The organism is Pseudomonas sp. 01L34 (assembly GCF_056400265.1).
On the sequence record NZ_JBFTSX010000003.1, the window covers coordinates 630487 to 650427 of the forward strand.

Annotated in this window: 15 protein-coding genes; 3 read left to right on the forward strand and 12 right to left on the reverse strand. The window is 60.3% G+C overall.

Annotated elements, in window-relative coordinates; genetic code table 11:
• Positions 1-26: 26 nt before the first annotated feature.
• The 5 genes from AC1DQM_RS11500 to betI form a co-directional block, all read right to left on the reverse strand.
• The gene (locus AC1DQM_RS11500; protein WP_477746197.1) at positions 27-1376 is read right to left on the reverse strand and encodes a TldD/PmbA family protein; all 1350 of its coding nucleotides are present in this window, start codon (positions 1374-1376) and stop codon (positions 27-29) included.
• Positions 1376-2818 (reverse strand): TldD/PmbA family protein, encoded by a 1443-nt coding sequence (locus AC1DQM_RS11505; RefSeq protein ID WP_018928766.1) that lies wholly within the window; start codon positions 2816-2818, stop codon positions 1376-1378. Before AC1DQM_RS11505 ends, AC1DQM_RS11500 begins: the two co-directional genes overlap by 1 nt.
• A gap of 286 nt (positions 2819-3104) precedes the next feature.
• A complete protein-coding gene (gene betA, locus AC1DQM_RS11510; protein ID WP_477746198.1) occupies positions 3105-4808 on the reverse strand; it encodes a choline dehydrogenase in 1704 nt (567 codons plus the stop codon).
• A gap of 204 nt (positions 4809-5012) precedes the next feature.
• Positions 5013-6485, reverse strand: coding sequence for a betaine-aldehyde dehydrogenase (betB, locus tag AC1DQM_RS11515; protein WP_477743638.1), 1473 nt, complete (start codon positions 6483-6485; stop codon positions 5013-5015).
• Positions 6486-6595: 110 nt separating this feature from the next.
• Entirely contained in the window at positions 6596-7189 is a 594-nt protein-coding gene (gene betI, locus AC1DQM_RS11520; protein WP_018928769.1) for a transcriptional regulator BetI, read from the reverse strand.
• A gap of 380 nt (positions 7190-7569) precedes the next feature.
• Here betI and AC1DQM_RS11525 point away from each other — a divergent pair, with 380 nt between their 5' ends.
• A complete protein-coding gene (locus AC1DQM_RS11525) occupies positions 7570-9519 on the forward strand; it encodes a BCCT family transporter (RefSeq protein ID WP_231508959.1) in 1950 nt (649 codons plus the stop codon).
• A 256-nt stretch (positions 9520-9775) separates the two neighbouring features.
• Here AC1DQM_RS11525 and choV read toward each other — a convergent pair whose 3' ends face one another.
• The 3 genes from choV to AC1DQM_RS11540 all read right to left on the reverse strand — a co-directional run bounded on the left by choV (position 9776) and on the right by AC1DQM_RS11540 (position 12810).
• Positions 9776-10954 (reverse strand): choline ABC transporter ATP-binding protein, encoded by a 1179-nt coding sequence (choV, locus tag AC1DQM_RS11530; RefSeq protein ID WP_018928771.1) that lies wholly within the window; start codon positions 10952-10954, stop codon positions 9776-9778.
• Positions 10951-11796 (reverse strand): choline ABC transporter permease subunit, encoded by an 846-nt coding sequence (gene choW / locus AC1DQM_RS11535; RefSeq protein ID WP_018928772.1) that lies wholly within the window; start codon positions 11794-11796, stop codon positions 10951-10953. Before choW ends, choV begins: the two co-directional genes overlap by 4 nt.
• Positions 11797-11862: 66 nt before the next feature.
• Positions 11863-12810: a choline ABC transporter substrate-binding protein gene (locus AC1DQM_RS11540; protein ID WP_477746199.1), complete on the reverse strand. Its 948-nt coding sequence runs from the start codon at positions 12808-12810 to the stop codon at positions 11863-11865.
• 436 nt (positions 12811-13246) lie between these two features.
• On the opposite strand from AC1DQM_RS11540, the gene AC1DQM_RS11545 reads away from it, so the two are divergent.
• Complete coding sequence (locus AC1DQM_RS11545) at positions 13247-14623, forward strand: L-serine ammonia-lyase (RefSeq protein ID WP_018928774.1); 1377 nt, start codon at positions 13247-13249, stop codon at positions 14621-14623.
• A 490-nt stretch (positions 14624-15113) separates the two neighbouring features.
• Entirely contained in the window at positions 15114-16217 is a 1104-nt protein-coding gene (gene gbdR / locus AC1DQM_RS11550; RefSeq protein ID WP_007975492.1) for a choline metabolism transcriptional regulator GbdR, read from the forward strand.
• A gap of 64 nt (positions 16218-16281) precedes the next feature.
• Here the strand turns inward: gbdR and AC1DQM_RS11555 are convergent, their stop codons facing one another.
• The 4 genes from AC1DQM_RS11555 to AC1DQM_RS11570 form a co-directional block, all read right to left on the reverse strand.
• Positions 16282-16545, reverse strand: coding sequence for a hypothetical protein (locus AC1DQM_RS11555; protein ID WP_018928775.1), 264 nt, complete (start codon positions 16543-16545; stop codon positions 16282-16284).
• 372 nt (positions 16546-16917) lie between these two features.
• Positions 16918-18081: a gamma-butyrobetaine dioxygenase gene (locus AC1DQM_RS11560; protein WP_477746200.1), complete on the reverse strand. Its 1164-nt coding sequence runs from the start codon at positions 18079-18081 to the stop codon at positions 16918-16920.
• 13 nt (positions 18082-18094) lie between these two features.
• Positions 18095-18571, reverse strand: coding sequence for a thioesterase family protein (locus AC1DQM_RS11565; protein WP_111452947.1), 477 nt, complete (start codon positions 18569-18571; stop codon positions 18095-18097).
• Between the two features lie 179 nt (positions 18572-18750).
• Positions 18751-19716: an L-carnitine dehydrogenase gene (locus AC1DQM_RS11570; RefSeq protein WP_258612770.1), complete on the reverse strand. Its 966-nt coding sequence runs from the start codon at positions 19714-19716 to the stop codon at positions 18751-18753.
• Positions 19717-19941 lie beyond the last annotated feature (225 nt).

Sequence of the window (19941 nt, forward strand, 5' to 3'; positions counted from 1 at the left end):
GCCCCCTCACCACAAGGTCTTTGTGTTTACAGGGTCAAGGTCAATCGGCTGACGAGCGCTCCCGGCAGCAATGCCGAAGACGTGTTCCGCTGACTGTAGGTGCTGGCCGACAACATCAGCTCGCGTTCCTCGGTCAACGCTTCCAGCTGCGAACCGAGCAGGCTGTAGGCGCTGTCATCGAAACGCATGGTGCTGACCGGTGCCTGAATCTCGCCGTTCTCGACCCAGAAGGTCGCGAACCGTGTCATGCCGGTCAGGCGCGCTGCCGGTTGGTCCGAGTAGTTCAGGTACCACAGGTTGCTGATGTACAAACCGGTGCCCAGTTGCTTGAGAATCTCGGCGTCAGGCAAAGCGCCGGCCGCCATGTTCAATGCACTTGGGGCTTCACCGCCGCCGGCACCGTTGGCGGTCAGGCCGTATTCGGCGGAGCTGCGTGAACTGACCAGTTGCTCGCCTGCCTTGCCCTCAACAATCAGCCGCAGATCACTGCGCGGATAACCTTCACCGGAGAACGCCGGGCTCAGGGAGCCGCTGACTTTTTCATCCAGGGACACCAACGGGCTGAACGAGCTGTCGCCACCGTAGAGCTTCTGCAACGGACTGCTCTTGCTGGCAATCGACTGCGCCGAGAACCCGCCCCAACTGAGCATGCCCATGACTTCTTCCAGGGCTGCCGGCGCGAGGTAGGCGCGGTACTGACCCGGCGCCAGCGTGCGCAATGGCCGCCCGAGAAACGCCAACTGCTCGCGGGCCTGCTGGAAACGCCGGGAAAACCCGGCGCTGTTCCAGTCGTGCCCGGCATAGCTGGCTTTCACCGCCTGACCGTTTTCATGGAACAGGCTGAAATCGAAGTTGAAGCTATTGGCCTGATGCCAGCCGAACGCGCCCGAGGAGCTGGCGAAGCCGCGACTGATCGGCCCGGCGGCATAGAAACCGACCAGATCGAGCCCCTCGGCGGCCTGAGTGATTTCAGTGACCACCTGCTCGGTGTCCGGCAGCGGATGATCCTGCACGTTGTTGCTCCGCCAGTCGTCATGGTTGAGCAGCAGGTACGGGTCCTGAGGCAGCAACGGCAGGGTTTCGCGCAACTGTTGTAGCCCCTCGGCCAGACGCTGAAGGTCGACTTCCGGATCGCCCGACAACGTGATATCGAGGTCGGCGTGCCGGCCGTCGTTGATCAGTTTGAAGCCGATGCTTGCCTGCTGCACCTGCCCGGCCTGACGCACCTTGGCGTGGTTGAAGCGCACGAAGGCCGACGATTCGGCGGCGTAGCTGAGGGTGAACTGCTCAGGCGTGCGCAGTGCATCGCGCAGCCAGTCGACCAAGGCCTTGAACGAATCGGCCTGGTTTTTTGAAGTGCTCGTGGACGTACTCATCAGGCATCTCCCCCAAACACATCAACGTTGCTGAACACACAGGCCGGCGACGCATGGCCGACACGGATCACCTGGTTCGGTTCGCCCTTGCCGCAGTTCGGCGTACCCAGCACCTTGAAGGTGCTGACGTCACCGACGGCGCGCAGGCTCTTCCAGAATTGCGCGGAAATCGCCCGGTAATTCGGGTTCTTCACCACGCCTTTGAGTTCGCCGTTTTCGATCAACTGGCCCCATTCGCAACCGAACTGGAATTTGTTGCGCGCATCGTCGATGGACCACGAACGGTTGGTGCTCATCAAAATGCCGTGCTCGATGTTGCCGATCAGTTGCTCAAGCGGCTGATCGCCGGGCTCGATGTTGAGGTTGGCCATGCGGTCGATCGGCGGACGGTTCCAGCCGCAGGCGCGGCTGTTGGCCACGCCGTCGAGGCTGGCCCGGAACTGCGAGAGCGCGCCGCCCAATGGTCGCAGCAGCAAACCTTGCTTGATCAGGAATTGCTTGCTGGCGGCGGTGCCTTCGTCGTCATGGCCGTAGCTGGCGAGCTGTTCGGGGATGTCCGGGTCGAATGTCACGTTGAGCAGTTCGGAGCCGTATTGCAGGCGGCCGAAGTCTTGCGCCTTGACGAAACTGGTGCCGGCGTAATTGCGCTCGTCGCCCAGGATGCGGTCCAGTTCCAGCGGGTGACCGATGGACTCGTGGATCTGCAGCATCATCTGGTCGGGCATCAGCAACAGGTCGCGCGGGCCTTGCGGGGTGTTCGGTGCCAGCAGCAATTGCAACGCCTGGTCGGCGACTTTCGGGCCGGCGCCGATCAGGCCGCAGCGGCTGATCACATCAAAGCCGCCCTGCTGACCGAAATTCTCGCGGCCGAGGGTGCGGGTCTGGCTGTCGCTACCGTCGTAGGCGGTGACGTCCATGCTCGGGTAGACGAAGCGCTGGGCCTGGCGCAGTTCGGCGCCGGCGCTGTTGAGGTAGATCTGCTCGACGTTGGTGATACCGATGCTCGCCTGCCAGTTCACCAGGCGTTCGTCCTTGGGCACGGCGGCAGATTCGGCGCCGAGCAGTTGGTAGCAATCGCTGAGAGACGGGAAGGGTTGGTCGAGGCTCGGCGAGAAATAGTCGGCGCGCTCGCTGGAAACCGCTTGCTCACGCAAGTCGAGGAGGGCGTGTGGCTTGAGTCGACGGGCTTGTTGCTCGGCCTTCTCCAGCGCGGCTTGCAGCCCGGACTGGGACAAGTCGTTGGTCGCGGCATAGGCTTCGACGCCGTTGACCCGAACGGTCAGCATCGCACCTTCGTCCCGGCTCAGGCTCGGTGGTTCGGCGACGTTCTTGCGCACTGAAAGATACTGACCGGATTCGCGAACATAACGCAGCGAAAAGAATTCAGCGCCCGTGCGCAACGCAGCGAAGCGCTGCTTGAGCTGGGGGTGGAAATCGAACATTCGGGAACCTCCTTGGTATGGAGTGGCGGCGAATCGGTGTTGCGAGGGGGGGGAAACGTTTGCGTGGCGCTAGATTAGGCCTGCGTGGGGGGTAGGATCAAGTGAAGAGCGGTGTAGGAAGAGTTGAGGTTGGGTGAGTCAGGAATTTATAGGCTGATCGTTCCCACGCTCTGCGTGGGAATGCCGCCATGGACGCTCTGCGTCCGCTGTGTGACGCGGAGCGTCACGGGATGCATTCCCACGCGGAGCGTGGGAACGATCAAGGCCGCGCCTCGGTGTAACTGCGTTACTGAGCGGTAGGGCTCACATCCCGCAAGGGCTTGCCCTTCACCGGTGCATCGCCGGCCACGTAGTACTTGGCCTTGCTGCGCGGCAATGGTTTGCGACCGCGGATCTTGTCGGCGATTTTCTCGGCCATCATGATCGTTGGTGCGTTCAGGTTGCCGGTGGTGATGATCGGCATGATCGAAGCATCGACCACGCGCAGGCCTTGAATGCCATGCACACGACCTTCGCCATCGACCACGGCCATTTCGTCGGTGCCCATCTTGCACGAGCAGGACGGGTGGAACGCAGTTTCGGCGTGCTCACGGATGAACTTGTCCAGCTGCTCGTCGGTTTGCACGTCGATGCCGGGGCTGATTTCGCGACCACGGAAGGCATCCAGCGCCGGCTGTTGCATGATTTCACGGGTCAGGCGGATGCCATCGCGAAATTCCTGCCAGTCCTGCTCGGTGGCCATGTAGTTGAACAGGATGCTCGGGTATTCGCGCGGATCCTTGGACTTGGCCTGGATGCGACCGCGGCTTGGCGAACGCATGGAACCCATGTGCGCCTGGAAGCCGTGCTCTTTCACGCCGTTGCTGCCGTTGTAGTTAATCGCTACCGGCAGGAAGTGATACTGGATGTTCGGCCATTCGAATTCCGGGCGGGTACGAATGAAACCGCCGGCTTCGAACTGGTTGCTGGCGCCGATGCCGGTGCCGTTGAACAGCCACTCGGCACCGATGGCCGGCTGGTTGTGCAGGAGCAGCGACGGGTACAGCGAGACCGGTTGGGTGCAGGCGTATTGCAGGTACAACTCGAGGTGATCCTGCAGGTTTTCACCGACGCCCGGCAGGTCGTGGACCACCGGAATATCAAGCTTTTTCAGCAGTTCGGCCGGGCCGACACCGGAGCGTTGCAGGATCTGCGGCGACGCGATGGCGCCGGAGCACAGCAACACTTCTTTGCGGGCACGGACTTCAACGCGTTCTTCGGCGGCACCGATCAGGTAACGCACGCCGACTGCACGCTTGCCTTCGAACAGAATCTTGTCGGTCAGGGCGTGGGTGACGATGGTCAGGGTCGAACGCTTCTTGGCGATGTCCAGGTAACCGCGAGCGGTACTGGAGCGACGGCCTTTCGGCGTCACGGTGCGGTCCATCGGGCCGAAACCTTCCTGCTGGTAACCGTTCAAGTCTTCGGTACGCGGGTAACCGGCCTGCACGCCTGCTTCAACCATCGCGCTGAACAGCGGGTTGTTGCCGGCTTTGGGCGTGGTCACGCTGACCGGACCGTCGCCACCGTGGTAGTCGTTCGGGCCGATGTCACGGGTTTCCGCCTTGCGGAAATACGGCAGGCAGTCGAGGTAAGTCCAGTCTTCCAGGCCTGGCAGTTTCGCCCAGTTGTCGTAGTCCATGGCGTTGCCGCGGATGTAGCACATGCCGTTGATCAGCGAAGAACCACCCAGGCCCTTGCCGCGACCGCATTCCATCCGGCGACCGTCCATGTGTGGCTCTGGATCGGTTTCGTACGCCCAGTTGTAGCGACGACCTTGCAGCGGGAACGCCAAAGCCGCCGGCATTTGTGTGCGGAAATCCAGACGGTAATCCGGGCCGCCCGCTTCGAGCAGCAGGACGGTGACGCCTTCGTCTTCAGTCAGACGGGTCGCCAGGGTGTTACCGGCGGAGCCGGCACCGATGATGATGTAATCGAATACTTGGGACATTGAATGCACCCTCTTTGAAGTTGGTCAGGTCGCGGGTCGCCGATGCGCTGCGTAACCTGTGGCGAGGGGGTTTGCCCCCGTTCGGCTGCGCAGCAGTCGTAAAATCAGCGACCACGCTCTATCTGAAGACGTGCGATGTCTGGATGGGGGCCGCTTCGCGACCCAGCGGGGGCAAGCCCCCTCGCCACAGAGACCTCGCAGGCCTTAGAAAACCGAGGCGTAATCGCCCAGTTCGACCTGTACCGATTTGATGCGTGTGAAGTTGTTCAGCGAGCTGATGCCGTTCTCACGGCCCACGCCCGACTGCTTGTAGCCGCCGACCGGCATCTTGGCGTCGGACTCGCCCCAGGCGTTGATCCAGCAGATACCGGCTTCCAGTTGATGAATCACGCGGTGCGCGCGGTTCAGGTCTTTGGTAACAACGCCGGCAGCCAGACCGAAGTCGGTGTCGTTGGCGCGACGGATCACTTCTTCTTCGGTTTCGTAGGTCAGGATGCTCATCACCGGGCCGAAGATTTCTTCGCGCACGATGGTCATCTCGTCGGTGCAGTCGGTGAACACGGTCGGGGCCACGAATGCGCCTTTGGCGAATTCGCCGTCGGTCAGACGAGCGCCGCCGCACAGCAGGCGAGCACCTTCTTCCTTACCTTTGGCGATGTAACCCAGCACGCTTTCCATGTGGGCGAAGCTGACCAGCGGGCCGAAGTTGGTGTTTTCGTCTTCCGGGTTGCCAACGCGGATGCGCGCAACGCGCTCAACGATCTTGGCTTCGAACGCGGCTTTCAGGTGGCTCGGGACGAACACGCGAGTGCCGTTGGTGCAGACCTGACCGGAGCTGTAGAAGTTGGCCATCATCGCGGTGTCGGCGGCGCGATCGAGGTCGGCGTCGTCGAAAATGATCAGCGGGGATTTGCCGCCCAGTTCCATGGTCACGTCTTTCAGCGTGGAGGCGGAAGCGCTGGCCATGACTTTCTTGCCGGTGTCGGTGCCGCCGGTGAAGGAGACTTTTTCGATGCGTGGGTGTTCGGTCAGCCAGGTGCCGACTTCACGGCCGCTACCGGTCAACACGTTGAACACACCAGCCGGCAGGCCGGCTTCGGTGTAGATCTCGGCCAGTTTCAGGGTGGTCAGCGAGGTGACTTCGCTTGGCTTGAAGATCATCGCGTTGCCGGCCGCCAGGGCTGGAGCGGATTTCCACAGGGCGATCTGGATCGGGTAGTTCCACGCGCCAATACCGGCCACGATGCCCAGCGGCTCGCGACGGGTGTAGACAAAAGAGGTAGTGCGCAGCGGAATCTGCTCGCCTTCGATGGCCGGTACCAGACCTGCGTAGTATTCCAGCACGTCAGCGCCGGTGACGATGTCGACGTAACGGGTTTCGGAGTACGCCTTGCCGGTGTCCAGGGTTTCCAGGGCGGCCAGTTCATCGTTGCGCTCGCGCAGGATGTCGACGGCACGACGCAGGATGCGTGAACGCTCCATGGCGGTCATCGCGGCCCAGATTTTCTGGCCCTTTTCGGCACTGACCACTGCACGCTCAACGTCTTCCTTGGTCGCACGCTGTACTTTTGCGAGGACTTCACCGTTAGCCGGGTTGATGGCTTCGAAGGTGGCGTCGCTGCTGGCGTCACTGTAGCCGCCGTCGATGTAGAGTTTTTGCAGTTCGAAACGGGCCATAAAGTCCTCGCAAGTGCATAAGTTGGTTGGCGTTAACCACTGGGACGTGCCGTGTAGCGTTGGCGACGCTGATCAGTGGCGTTCAGGGGCTGAGCGGTTTTATGTGTGCTCTAACTCACCTGCTTGGCCAATTGGATATCCATGTATTCGTAAGCGATTCTTTGCGCCTGCTCGGTGTCGAAAGCATCTCCCGACAACGCGCCGCGCAACCACAAACCGTCGATGAGGGCTGCCAGGCCCCGGGCGGCGCTGCGCGCTTGATCAAGCGGCAACGCACGGCGGAACTGGCAGCACAGGTTGGAATACAGACGGTGATCGTTGATCCGCTGCAACCTGTGCAAAGACGGCTGGTGCATGCTGGTGGCCCAGAAGGCCAACCAGGTTTTCATTGCCGGGCCATTGACCTGGCTGGCGTCGAAGTTGCCTTCGATAATCACCTGCAGATGCGCCCGTGGGCTGTCATCTGCCATCGCCTGACGGCGCGCGGTGACGTTCTCGCTGAGGACGCTCATCAGATACCGCATCGTGGCGGCGATCAGGCCATTCTTGTCCTGAAAGTAGTGACTGATGATGCCATTCGAGACACCGGCCAAACGGGCGATCAGCGCAATGCTGGCGTCCCCCATGCCGACCTGATCGACGGCCTGTAGCGTGGCTTCGATCAATTGCTGGCGGCGGATGGGTTGCATACCGACCTTGGGCATCTTGCACATCTCCTTAGGCCTCCCGGTGGACGAAATACGCCTACCGGATTGAGGGCCAGTCTATTTTGTTTTGATTGAACGTTCAATCAACAAAGAATAAGATCTGCGACAATTCGTCGCTGCTTACAGATTTTTCCTACGTGTAAATGACGATAAACCGACATCCAAAAATGCTCGAAACCCATACGCAGACGCGTTCCAGGGGCTTCGGGCTTTTTTCGGGGTGTCTTTATATCACCCGCCGGTCGGCTGCCAACTAATCGATTGGTCGGGTACCGCGTTGCCTTGTGTTCTTCTCTCGCACTGCCCGGAGCATCTGTGCCATGAGTTCTGCCTCTCTAATAAAGACCCCACCCGAGAAGGTGATGGTCAACGGTTGGGTGTTCTACACCTCTACCGCGCTGATCCTGCTGTTGACCGCCATTCTGATCGTCGCCCCGCAAGAGGCCGGCAGAATGCTCGGTATTGCCCAGGCCTGGTTGTCCCGCAGCTTCGGCTGGTACTACATGGTGGTGATCGCCGCCTATCTGGTTTTTGTCGTCGGCCTGGCGTTTTCGTCTTACGGCAAGCTCAAGTTGGGCAGCAAGGACGATACCCCGGATTTCAGCTACGGCGCCTGGGCGGGGATGCTGTTCTCGTCGGGTATCGGCATCTCGCTGTTGTACTTCGGTGCGTCCGAGCCGCTGGACCATTACTTCAACCCGCCGGAAGGCGTCGCCGGCAGCAACCTTGCCGCACGCCAGGCAGTGCAGCTGACGTTCCTGCATTGGGGCCTGCATGGCTGGGCGATCTACGCCTTGGTCGGCCTGGCCGTGGCGTACTTTGCTTATCGTCATAACCAGCCGTTGGCATTGCGTTCGGCGCTTTATCCGTTGGTCGGCGAGCGTTGGGTCAAAGGCGCGGCCGGTCATGCGGTGGACGGCTTCGGCATGTTCGTGACCCTGCTGGGGCTGGTGACGAACCTGGGGATCGGTTCGCTGCAAGTCTCGTCGGGGTTGGAAAACCTGTTCGGCATGGCGCACAGCAACACCAACTTGCTGATCGTGATCATCGTGATGAGCACCGTGGCGACCATCGCAGCGGTGTCCGGCGTGGAAAACGGCATTCGCCGTCTGTCCAACCTGAACATCGTGCTGTTCAGCGGTCTGCTGATTTTCGTGCTGTTGTTCGGCCCGACTCTGCACCTGCTCAACGGCTTTGTGCAGAACATCGGTGACTACCTGAATGGCGTGGTGCTGAAGACCTTCGACCTCTACGTGTATGAAGGCGACAGTGAGAAGTCTGACCGCTGGCTGGGCCTGTGGACCCTGTTCTACTGGGCCTGGTGGATTTCCTGGGCGCCATTTGTCGGCATGTTCATCGCGCGTATTTCCCGTGGTCGCACGGTGCGTGAACTGGTCGCCGGTGTGCTGCTGATCCCGCTGGGTTTCACCCTGGCATGGCTGTCGATCTTCGGTAACTCGGCCCTGGACCTGGTGATGAACCATGGCGCGGTGGAGCTCGGGAAGACGGCGCTGGAACAGCCATCGATGGCGATCTACCAGTTGCTTGAGCATTACCCGGCGTCGAAAGTTGTCATTGGCGTGTCGATTTTTGTCGGTTTCGTGCTGTTCCTGACCCCGGCGGACTCCGGCGCGGTGATGATGGCCAACCTTTCGTGCAAGGGCGGCAACGTCGACGAAGACGCGCCGCACTGGCTGCGGATTTTCTGGTCGGTGGTGATCACCCTGGTGACCATCGGTCTGCTGTTCGCCGGTAACTTCGAAGCCATGCAAACCATGGTGGTGCTGGCGGGGCTGCCGTTCTCGGTGGTGCTGGTGTTCTTCATGTTCGGTTTGCACAAGGCCATGCGCCAGGACGTGCAGATCGAACAGGAGCAAGCGGAACTGGCGGCGCGTGGTCGTCGTGGTTTCAGCGAGCGTCTGACCCAGCTGGATTTGCAGCCGAATCAGTCGATTGTTCAGCGTTTCATGGACAAACAAGTCAGCCCGGCGCTGGAAGAGGCCGTGGTTCAACTGCGTGGCAAGGGCCTGAACGTGCAAACGTTGCTGGGTAAAGCCAAGCGTTGCATGGGCCTGCGGATCGAGATGGAAGAGGGCAACCCTTTTGTCTACGAAGTGAGCCTGGACGGTTATCTGGCGGCGGCGAGTGAAGCGGTGTCGGCCGAAAGTGCCGATGAACCGCGCGCACGTTACTACCGCGCTGAGGTGTACCTGCACAACGGCAGCCAGGACTATGACTTGATGGGCTTCACTCAGGATCAGATCACCCGTGACGTGCTCGATCAGTTTGAAAGCCATCGGCAGCTGCTAGGCCGGGTTTATAGCTGAGGTTTGAGGTGATGCGGTGCAGTGAATGCACCGCATCTCCATTGTGGCGAGGGAGCTCGCTGCCGTTCGGCTGCGAAGCAGTCGTAGATCCTGGTTACGCGATCTATCTGAAATACCGTGGTGTCTGGATTGGGGTCGCTCCGCAACCCAGCGGGAGCAAGCTCCCTCGCCACAGTTGTCGGTATTCCAGACCTGATATCTGCACAAACAAAAACGCCGCGATCATCTCGCGGCGTTTTTGTGTCTGCTGTCTTGCTTACCCCAGGTTCTTGCCGAGCAGCGCGTGGTACAGCTCGCTGTCGCCCAGGATCCCGACCACTTTGTTGTTGTCGTGCAGCACCAGCTTGTTGCCGGTCTGGTAACGAATCTGCAGCGCATCGCGCATGCCGATGTTGGAGTCCACCAGCGTTGGTCGACGGCCCAGGGCTTCAACCGCTTGCCCGGGTATCCATTTCTGCAGATCCAGGCTCGAGCCGTTCTGGCGCGCGCCTTTGATGGTGTTGCCTTCGGCCAGGTCCAGCCACGAATCGCCGCCCGGATCCAGGCACACCGAACCGTTGATGCGTTTGCAGTTGTCCAGGGTGCGCATCAGGCTGCGACCACACAATACGTTCAGCGGATTGGTGTGGGCGACGAAGGTGCGCACGTAATCGTCCGCAGGGTTCAGGACGATTTCTTCCGGCACGCTGTACTGGATGATCCGGCCGTCTTTCATGATCGCGATACGGCTGCCCAGCTTCAGGGCTTCATCGAGGTCGTGGCTCACGAAGACGATGGTCTTGCTCAGCTTGTTTTGCAGTTCCAGCAGCTCGTCTTGCAGACCCTGGCGGATCAGCGGGTCGAGGGCCGAGAACGGTTCGTCCATCAGCAGGATGTCGGCGTCCATCGCCAGCGCACGGGCCAGGCCGACACGCTGCTGCATGCCGCCGGAGAGCTCATTGGGTTTCTTGTTGCGCCACTGGGTCAGGCCCACCAGCTCAAGCTTCTCGTCCACCAGCTTGCGGCGTTCTTTCTCGGGGCGACCCTGCATTTCCAGACCGAAGCTGATGTTCTCGCGCACCGTCAGCCAAGGCATCAGGGCGAACTTCTGGAACACCATCGCGATGCGCTTGGTGCGCATCATCTTCAGTTCCGCCGGGGTGCAGGACGCGATGTCGATCTGCCGGCCTTCGTGTTCGACGAACAACTTGCCACGGCTAACGGTGTTGAGGCCGTTGATGCAGCGCAACAGGCTGGATTTGCCGGAGCCGGACAAACCCATCAGTACGCAGATTTCACCTTTCTCGATGTCCAGGCTGGCCTTTTCGACACCGACGATTTGCCCGGTCTTTTTCAGAATCTCGTTGCGGGTCATGCCCTGGTCGAGCAGTTTGAGAGCGGCGCGTGGATCTTTGGAGAAGATCACGTCCACGTCTTCGAAGCGAATAATGCTCATGCGTCACCCCCTACTTTGGCTTCGGGTTGTTTGCAGATCCGGTCGAGCATGATCGCCAGCAGTACGATCGCCAGGCCTGCTTCGAAGCCCAGTGCGATATCAGCAGTGTTCAGTGCGTTGACCACAGGTTTGCCCAAGCCGTCGGCGCCCACCAGTGCCGCAATCACCACCATCGACAACGACAGCATGATGCACTGGGTGATACCGGCCGCGATGCTTGGCATGGCGTGGGGCAGTTCGATGCGCGAGAGCAACTGACGGCGCGAGCAGCCAAAGGCTTTGCCGGCGTCCATCAGTTCGTCCGGAACATCGCGGATACCCAGGTAGGTCAGGCGGATGGGCGCGGCAATCGCGAACACCACCGTCGAGATCAGACCCGGGACCACACCCAGACCGAAGAGGGTCAGGGTAGGAATGAGGTACACGAAAGTCGGTACGGTCTGCATCAGATCGAGCACCGGCCGCATCAGTGTGTAGAACATCGGTTTGTGCGCGGCGACGATACCCAACGGCACGCCGATCACTACGCAGACCAGGGTGGCGAACAACACCTGGGCGAGGGTTTCCATGGTTTCCTGCCAGTACCCCAGATTGAGGATCAGCAGGAAGGAGGCGATGACGAAAACGGTCAGGCCCCATTTGCGTTGGATGAAATGTGCCAGTAGTGCGATGAGGCCGATCAATGCCAGCGGGTTGAACCAGGTCAGCGCAAAAGTCACGCCGTGGATCATCGTTTCCAGTGACACGGCGATGGCGTCGAAGGTGCTGGCGCCGTGTTGCGTCAACCATTCAACGAAGCTCGCGATGTACTGGCCTAAGGGTATTTTCTGATCAATCAGCATGGTAGTGAACGTCCGCATGCAAGGAAATAAACAGCCCGGGCAGGCGAGCCTGCCCGGCGTAAGCGATTACTGCGCGAGCTTGGCTTTCACGGCCTCCAGGCCTGGTTTACCGTCAATGGTGGTCACGCCAGCGAGCCAGGTATCGAGCACCTGTGGGTTCTTTTTCAGCCAGGCCTTGGCGGCCGCTTCAGGCTTCATCTTGTCGTCCAGGATGTTGCCCATCAGCGTACTCTCCATGTCGACGGTGAACTCCAGGTTTTTCAGCAGTTGGCCGACGTTGCTGCACTCTTGGGTATACCCCTTGCGAGTGTTGGTCGCAACGGTGGCAGCACCGAAATCCGGGCCGAAGAAGTCATCGCCACCGGTCAGGTACTGAATCTTGAAACGTTTGTTCATCGGGTGCGGTGCCCAGCCGAGGAACACCACGGCGGTGTCGCGTTTTTGCGCACGGTCGACTTGCGACAGCATGCCCGCTTCGCTGGACTCGACGACTTTGAAACCGGCGGTTTTGAGACCGAAGGCGTCTTTGTCGATCATGCTCTGGATCAGACGGTTGCCGTCGTTGCCTGGCTCGATACCGTAGATCTTGCCGTCGAGTTCTTTCTTGAATTTGGCGATGTCGGCAAAGTCATGCAGCCCTTTGTCGTACAGCGCTTGTGGTACGGCGAGGGTGTATTTGGCACCTTTGAGGTTGGTGCGCACGGTTTCCACGGTGCCGGCATCCCGATAGGCCTTGATGTCGTTTTCCATGGTCGGCATCCAGTTACCCAGGAACACGTCCATGTTCTTGCCGTCGGCCAGGGACTTGTAGGTCACCGGCACGGAAATCATCGTGGTCTTGGTCTTGTAGCCGAGGGCGTTGAGCACAACGCTGGTGGTCGCGGTGGTCGCGGTAATGTCCGTCCAGCCGACATCGGAGAAGTTTACGGTGCTGCATTCGGCCGGCTCTGCGGCTTGAGCCAGGAACGGCAGACTCAGCATGGCGGCCAACAACAACGACGGGGAACCTTTCATAGGGGCGACTCCTAAGTGTTTTTTTTGGCAGTGTTCCGACTGGACCACCGCACTTATCTGTTGCGGTTGGATGGCGTTTTGGAGACAGCTCTACCACAGCGCCTTGCAATCGAGTCGATACGATCATGTACCAGTGAAAATCTGACGCCTACAGGGTGCGTCGTAACCAGTACAGGGATGGTCGCATCCAGTGTCGGTGACGTCGTTTACAGCTTTTTTCAGCCCGATTTGCCCCGCTGATCCGCAAAAAAGCGGCGAAAACATTGCGTAAGAGACCTGCGGCGCTAGTGGGCATGAGTGCGTCGGTGTGAGACGTTGAACGACATGGTAAAAGCCTGATGATGCGGCCATCTCGACGGATTGCAGCTTGAGCGTAGCAGCTCCGTCACTGGGCGCTTTTGCGCCTGGAGCAGGCACATCCAGGAGTTCAGCAGTAATGGCTATCAGCGTTTTCGACCTGTTCAAAATCGGCATCGGCCCTTCCAGTTCGCACACCGTGGGGCCTATGCGCGCCGCGGCGCTGTTCGTGCAAGGTTTGCGCGAGCGGGGACTTCTGGAGCAGGTGTGTCGCATCGAAGTTCAGCTATACGGATCGCTCTCGGCCACCGGCATCGGCCACGGCAGCGACAACGCGGTGATCATGGGGTTGATGGGCGAGTGGCCCGACGCGATCGATCCGTCGCAAATCGGCATCCGTATAGAAGCCTTGCGTGAAACTCACACGCTATTGCTCGACGGCCGTTTGTCGGTCCCGTTCATCTGGGCTCGGGACATGCGCCTGATCGACGAGAACCTGCCGTTCCATCCGAACGCCATGACCCTGGTCGCCGAAGGCGATCACGGCGAGCTGCATCGCGACACCTACTATTCCATCGGCGGCGGTTTTGTCGTCGACGAGGCGCAAGCTTCCAGCGGTGTGGTGGATCTGGATAACACCGTGCTGCCTTACGACTTCTCCAGTGCCGTCGAATTGCTCAGCCTGTGCAAGAAGCACAACCTGCGCGTGGCCGAATTGATGATGGCCAACGAGAAAGTCTGGCGCAGCGAAGAAGAAATCCGCAGTGGCCTGATGAAGCTCTGGCGCGCCATGCAGGATTGTGTGGAGCAAGGCCTCAAGCACGAAGGCATCCTGCCCGGCGGTCTTAATGTGCGCCGTCGCGCGGCCAAGTTGCACCGCAGCTTGCAAGAGCTGAACAAGCCCAACGTGATCGGCTCGACCTTGAGCGCGATGGAGTGGGTCAACCTGTTCGCGTTGGCGGTCAACGAAGAAAACGCTGCCGGCGGGCGCATGGTCACGGCACCGACCAACGGTGCGGCGGGGATCATTCCGGCGGTGTTGCACTACTTTATGAAATTCAGCGAGGCAGTGACCGACGCCAATGTGGTCGATTACTTCCTCAGTGCCGCGGCGGTGGGGATTCTGTGCAAAAAGAACGCCTCGATCTCCGGTGCCGAAGTCGGTTGCCAGGGTGAAGTCGGTTCGGCTTGCGCCATGGCGGCGGCCGGGTTGGCGGAGGTTCTTGGTGCCACGCCGGAGCAGCTGTGTAACGCGGCGGAAATCGGCCTGGAGCATAACCTCGGCTTGACCTGCGACCCGGTGGGCGGGCTGGTGCAGGTACCGTGCATCGAGCGCAATGCGATTGCTGCGGTGAAAGCGATCAACGCCGCGCAGATGGCGCTGCGCGGTGACGGCCAGCACTTTATCTCGCTGGACCGGGTGATCCGCACCATGCGTGATACCGGTGCCGACATGCACGACAAATATAAAGAGACATCGCGCGGTGGCTTGGCGGTTAGCGCGGTTGAGTGCTGAGACCGAGTTGACCTGTGGAGAGAGGGCAAGCCTGCTCTCCACAAAGACCTCATGTGCTACACCAGACCAGTCAAAACTGCGCACCAAGTGAACACGCGCACTAAAACGCGCCACCTTTTGGCGCGTCGCAAACAGGCAAGCCCGGCTCCCCGGTCGGGGATCAAATTCAAACTCTGACCGTTCGTCACCTGTGCCAGCGGTGACACTCTTGACCGCCGCGTCGCAGACCTGTTCCCACAAGTGCTACCGATTTGCTCACACGCAACGGGGGCACGGGTTTGGGGCCTTTGATAGCACTTTTAACCTCTTATCTCTGCGCGCCATATCTAGACGCATCGCGACGTCGTTTTCAGGAGTTATTGAACGCGCATTCAATTTAGGCATGGCAATTGCTCTGTCATTACAAAGCCCGTCTCCCACGCGAGAACGATGGCAATAAAAAGAGCCTCCGCCTGAGGCCATCACCCGCTTTGTGTGAGGAGATACCGCGATGACGACGTTCAACTCCGGGGCCCAACCCCAGAACCGTGCGCCTCAATCCATCGGCTTTCTGCTGCTGGACAATTTCACGCTGATTTCTCTGGCCTCTGCAGTAGAACCTCTACGCATGGCCAACCAATTGTCCGGCCGCGAGCTGTATCGCTGGACCACGCTCACCGTCGATGGCGGTCAGGTCTGGGCCAGTGACGGCCTGCAGATCACCCCCGACGCCTCCATGCACAAAGCACCACCCATGGACACCGTCATTGTCTGCGGCGGCATCGGCATTCAGCGCACCGTAACCCGTGAGCATGTGTCGTGGCTGCAAAGCCAGGCGCGTCAGTCCCGTCGTCTCGGCGCGGTCTGCACCGGCAGCTGGGCCCTGGCGTGCGCCGGCCTGCTGGACGGTTTCGATTGCAGCGTGCACTGGGAATGTCTGGCCGCTATGCAGGAAGCTTTCCCGCGAGTGGCCATGAGCACCCGGCTGTTCACCCTCGACCGTAACCGGTTCACCAGCTCCGGCGGCACCGCGCCGCTGGACATGATGCTGCACCTGATCAGCCGCGATCATGGCCGTGAACTGTCGGCCGCGATTTCGGAGATGTTCGTCTACGAGCGCATCCGCAACGAGCAGGATCACCAGCGCGTGCCGCTCAAGCACATGCTCGGCACCAACCAGCCGAAACTGCAGGAAATCGTGGCGCTGATGGAGGCGAACCTCGAAGAGCCGATCGACCTCGATGAACTGGCGGTTTATGTCGCCGTTTCGCGTCGTCAGCTGGAGCGGCTGTTCCAGAAATACCTGCACTGCTCGCCGTCGCGTTACTACCTGAAACTGCGCCTGATCCGCGCACGGCAACTGCTCAAGCAAACGCCGATGTCGATCATCGAAGTGGCGTCGGTGTGCGGGTTCGTGTCCACGCCGCACTTCTCCAAGTGCTACCGCGAATACTTCGGAATTCCGCCGCGTGACGAGCGCGTAGGCTCCAATACCACGCAACAAGTGGCGATGATGCCGCTGCCGCAAGCCTTGGTGCTGTCGCCGTTGTCCGGGCCGCTGTCGGCGTTGAGCCAGGCGCGTAATGAATCGACGTTTGCCAGCGTAAGGCTCTAAACCAGGCAAACTATTGTGGCGAGGGAGCAAGCTCCCTCGCCACAAAGTGTTCACACCCCGGAAATCAGGCGCTATGGCTCTGTTGGTACTGCGCCAATGCCGGTAACAGTTGCTTGTCAATGGCCTGACGCACGGCCGGCTGGATTGACGCGCTGCTGGTGTACATCTGCTTGACCATGGTCCGCAGTTCGATTGCCCGCTCGTTGTTCAAGCCCCGTACTGCGCATTCGCAGGCTTGCTCGGCGGTTGCGCCGGGGGGCACTGAAAACCCCAACGCTTTCAGCTGGCTCAACAGGTCTTCCTGGTCTATCAAATCGGCGTACATCATGACGCAATCCTTCTTCAGGGAACGGTGTCGTGGTTCGATTCTGGTAGGGGCTGTAGGCGTCGGCAAGGACGATTTGTCGCAATGGCCGCAATACCTATGAACAGGTCGTTTTCGGCTAACTTGCAAGCGGGGAGAGCGGGCACACTGGATTCAGCTGGCTACACGAAGGTTTGGTCACCCTCGCGCAACAGCTCCTCAACAGTACCCTCCTCAGCTCCGATCTTGTCACGGCTTGATCGGGGTTTTTTTTGCCTGTGAATCGGTAATGGACGTGTTGATTGGGCTGACGCTTTCGCGGGCAAGCCTCGCTCCTACAGGGATCGCGAATACCCTGTAGGAGCGAGGCTTGCCCGCGATGAACGATGACGCGGTCTAGCGTTGTAAAACGAGAATGCGCGACAGCAATTCATCCCGGTCGACATAGCAACCCTGGAAATGCCGGGCGCCGGTGGCGGGGTCGAAGGCGTTGCGGGCGTGGAGGGTGCGGCGGTTGTCGAAGCACCACAACTCGCCGGGGTTGAGCCGTGTCACCACCCGGAAGCGCGGCTCGCGGGTCATCGCAATGAAACGCCGGTAAGCGCGATACAGCCTTGGCATCTGCTCCACTGAAGCATCGAATGGCCCACGCAGAAAGTTCGCCATGCGGATTTCCGACACTTGCCCGAATGCATCCAGCGCGATGATCGGCGCCAGGCAGCGGTAGTCACTGTGGCGGTCCTTGTTGCGGAACTCCACGGGGGTTTCACACAAGGCTCGAAACGCCTCTGGATCTTCCTGACGCAAAGCTTGGGCGATGGCAAAACCGTCGACGAAAATACTCTCGCCGCCGTCGGCGTCATTCACCAGGCAATGCAGAAATTGCAGCCCCGGTTGCAACTCCCGGGTCGGCAAATCGCTGTGCAGTGGCAGGTTGAAGGCGGTGTAGGCATTGCTGTCGGCATCGGCCTTGGATTGCACGTTGAACAGCACGCCGAAATTGCTCTCGCGGATGAACGAAATCCGCTGGGCGATCAGCTTCAGCGAGCCTGGCTCGGTGGGGACTCCGCGCACTTGAGTCAGGCCGATATCGCGCACGGCCAGCAGCCATTGCAACAAGGCGTCGTTGTTCTCCATCAGGGCCTGGTATTCGAACACTGGCAGCTGCAAATCGCTATGCCAAAGCCTGGCTTTCGGTTTTCCGGCCTGGCGTTCGGCGCGGGACTCGTCGTCATAGGCATGGGCCCGCAGCCAGCCCGGATCGAAGCGGCTGAGGTGGCCATCCTGCCAATCGACGCACAGGCAGCCTTCGGCATCGACCGTGGCGTTTTCAGGCATCAGGTGCTCTGCGACATCGACGATTTCCAGCACTTGCTCACGCGTCACCGTGTAGACGCACTGTGGGCACGGGCAGTTGTCCCGCAGCCATTGATGATGAAAAGGGCTGACCCGACCGTCCGCCCACTTCACTTGAATGCGGTCCGCCAGGGTGTGCACGGCGGTCAACGCGCTGATCAATGGATAGGTGCGGAAATCGGCAAAAGCGGCGGCGGTGTTCATGGCGGGCTCCTTGTTATTTTTCGGGGGGTAATGCGATCACTCGGCCGATCCAGGCGGGTGCGGGCAAGTCGGCTTGATCAGCGACAATGGCCTGTAGCTTGCTCAAGGTTGCTTCGCTGAACGGTGCGGATCGCGGTCCGGCGAGGTCGACGTGCAGCAGCATCTGTTCATTGCCCGCCAGCTCCTTGTCACCGCCCACCAGATGCAGGCTGTGGTAGAGGTGCAGGCGCTTGCGGTCGTGGCCGATAATCTGCGTATGCACTTCGACGTCGGCATCGAGTTTCACTTCGTGCAGGTAATTGAGGTGCAGTTCGAGGGTAAACAGCGAGTGGCCGCTAGCCTCGCGGTTGTTGCTGTCCATACCCAGCCGATCCATCAACGCGTCAGTGGCGTAGCTGAAAATCAGCAGGTAGAAGGCATCGCGCAGATGGCCGTTGTAGTCGACCCAATCGGGGATGATTCTGGTTTGGTAGGTGGTGAGGGTGGGCATGGTGGAACTCCACAGATAATCGCTGGTGTACACATGTGTGGCGAGGGAGCTTGCTCCCGCTGGACTGCGAAGCAGTCCCAAAACCGGTGGATGCGAGGTATCAGTCAAATCGCGTTTGCTGGTTTTACGACCGCTTCGCGGCCGAGCGGGAGCAAGCTCCCTCGCCACAGGGTGTGTGTTTATTCGCTGAAGGCCATCCCATGCTTCTCTTTGGTGGTTTTCACCGCCTCCAGCACCGCCAACAAGCAATCGTCACGATAGCGTTCCAGTGCCGAGATGCTGTGTGTGCCCAACTGATCGCTGGTGCCATCCACCACATCGTCAATCAACTTGTCGGTCAGCTCCGGTGCCGGCAGGTACGTCCAGGGCAGCTGCAATGCTGGTCCGAACTGCGCCATGAAGTGCCGCATCCCGGCATCGCCGCCTGCCAGGGTGTAAGTCAGGAAGGTGCCCATGAACGACCAGCGCAGACCCGCGCCAAAACGAATTGCATCGTCGATTTCACCGGTGGTCGCCACGCCGTCGTTGACCAGGTGCAGCGCCTCACGCCACAACGCTTCGAGCAAACGATCGGCGATAAATCCCGGTACTTCCTTGCGCACATGCAGCGGACGCATCCCCAGGGATTCATAGACTTTCATCGCCGCTTGCACCGCTTCTGGCGCGGTGTTCTTGCCGCCGACCACTTCCACCAATGGCAGCAGATAAACCGGGTTGAACGGGTGCCCGACCACACAGCGTTCCGGGTGCGTCGAACTCTCGTAAAACTCGCTCGGCAACAGTCCCGAGGTGCTGGAACCGATCAACGCATTGGGCTTGGCCGCCGCGCTGATTTTGCTGTGCAGTTCCAGTTTCAGTTCCAGACGCTCTGGGGCGCTTTCCTGAATGAAATCCGCATCGCGAACACATTCTTCGATGGTGGCGACAAAGCGCAGCCGATCCTGCGATGCGCCGGGTGCCAGGCCTTGTTTTTCCAGCGCGCCCCAGGCATTGGCGACACGTTTGCGCAGCGCCGCTTCGGCACCGGGTGCCGGGTCCCAGGCCACCACATCGAGGCCGTGGGCGAGGGCGCGGGACACCCAGCCGCTGCCGATGACACCGCTGCCCAGTGCTGCGAAGGTTTTGATATCAGTGATAAAGCTCATGGCGACTTCCTGAATTGGGCTCAAAAAAAATGTGGGAGCGAACCTGTGTGGCGAGGGGGCTTGCCCCCGTTGGGTCGCGAAGCGGCCCCAAAACCTGTTGCCGCGGTGTATCAGCCACACTGCATGCAATGTTTTACGACTGCTTCGCAGCCGAACGGGGCGGTGCGGCGGTCCGACAAGCCCCCTCGCCACACAAACTCGCTCCCACAGGGGGAAAGGGTGATT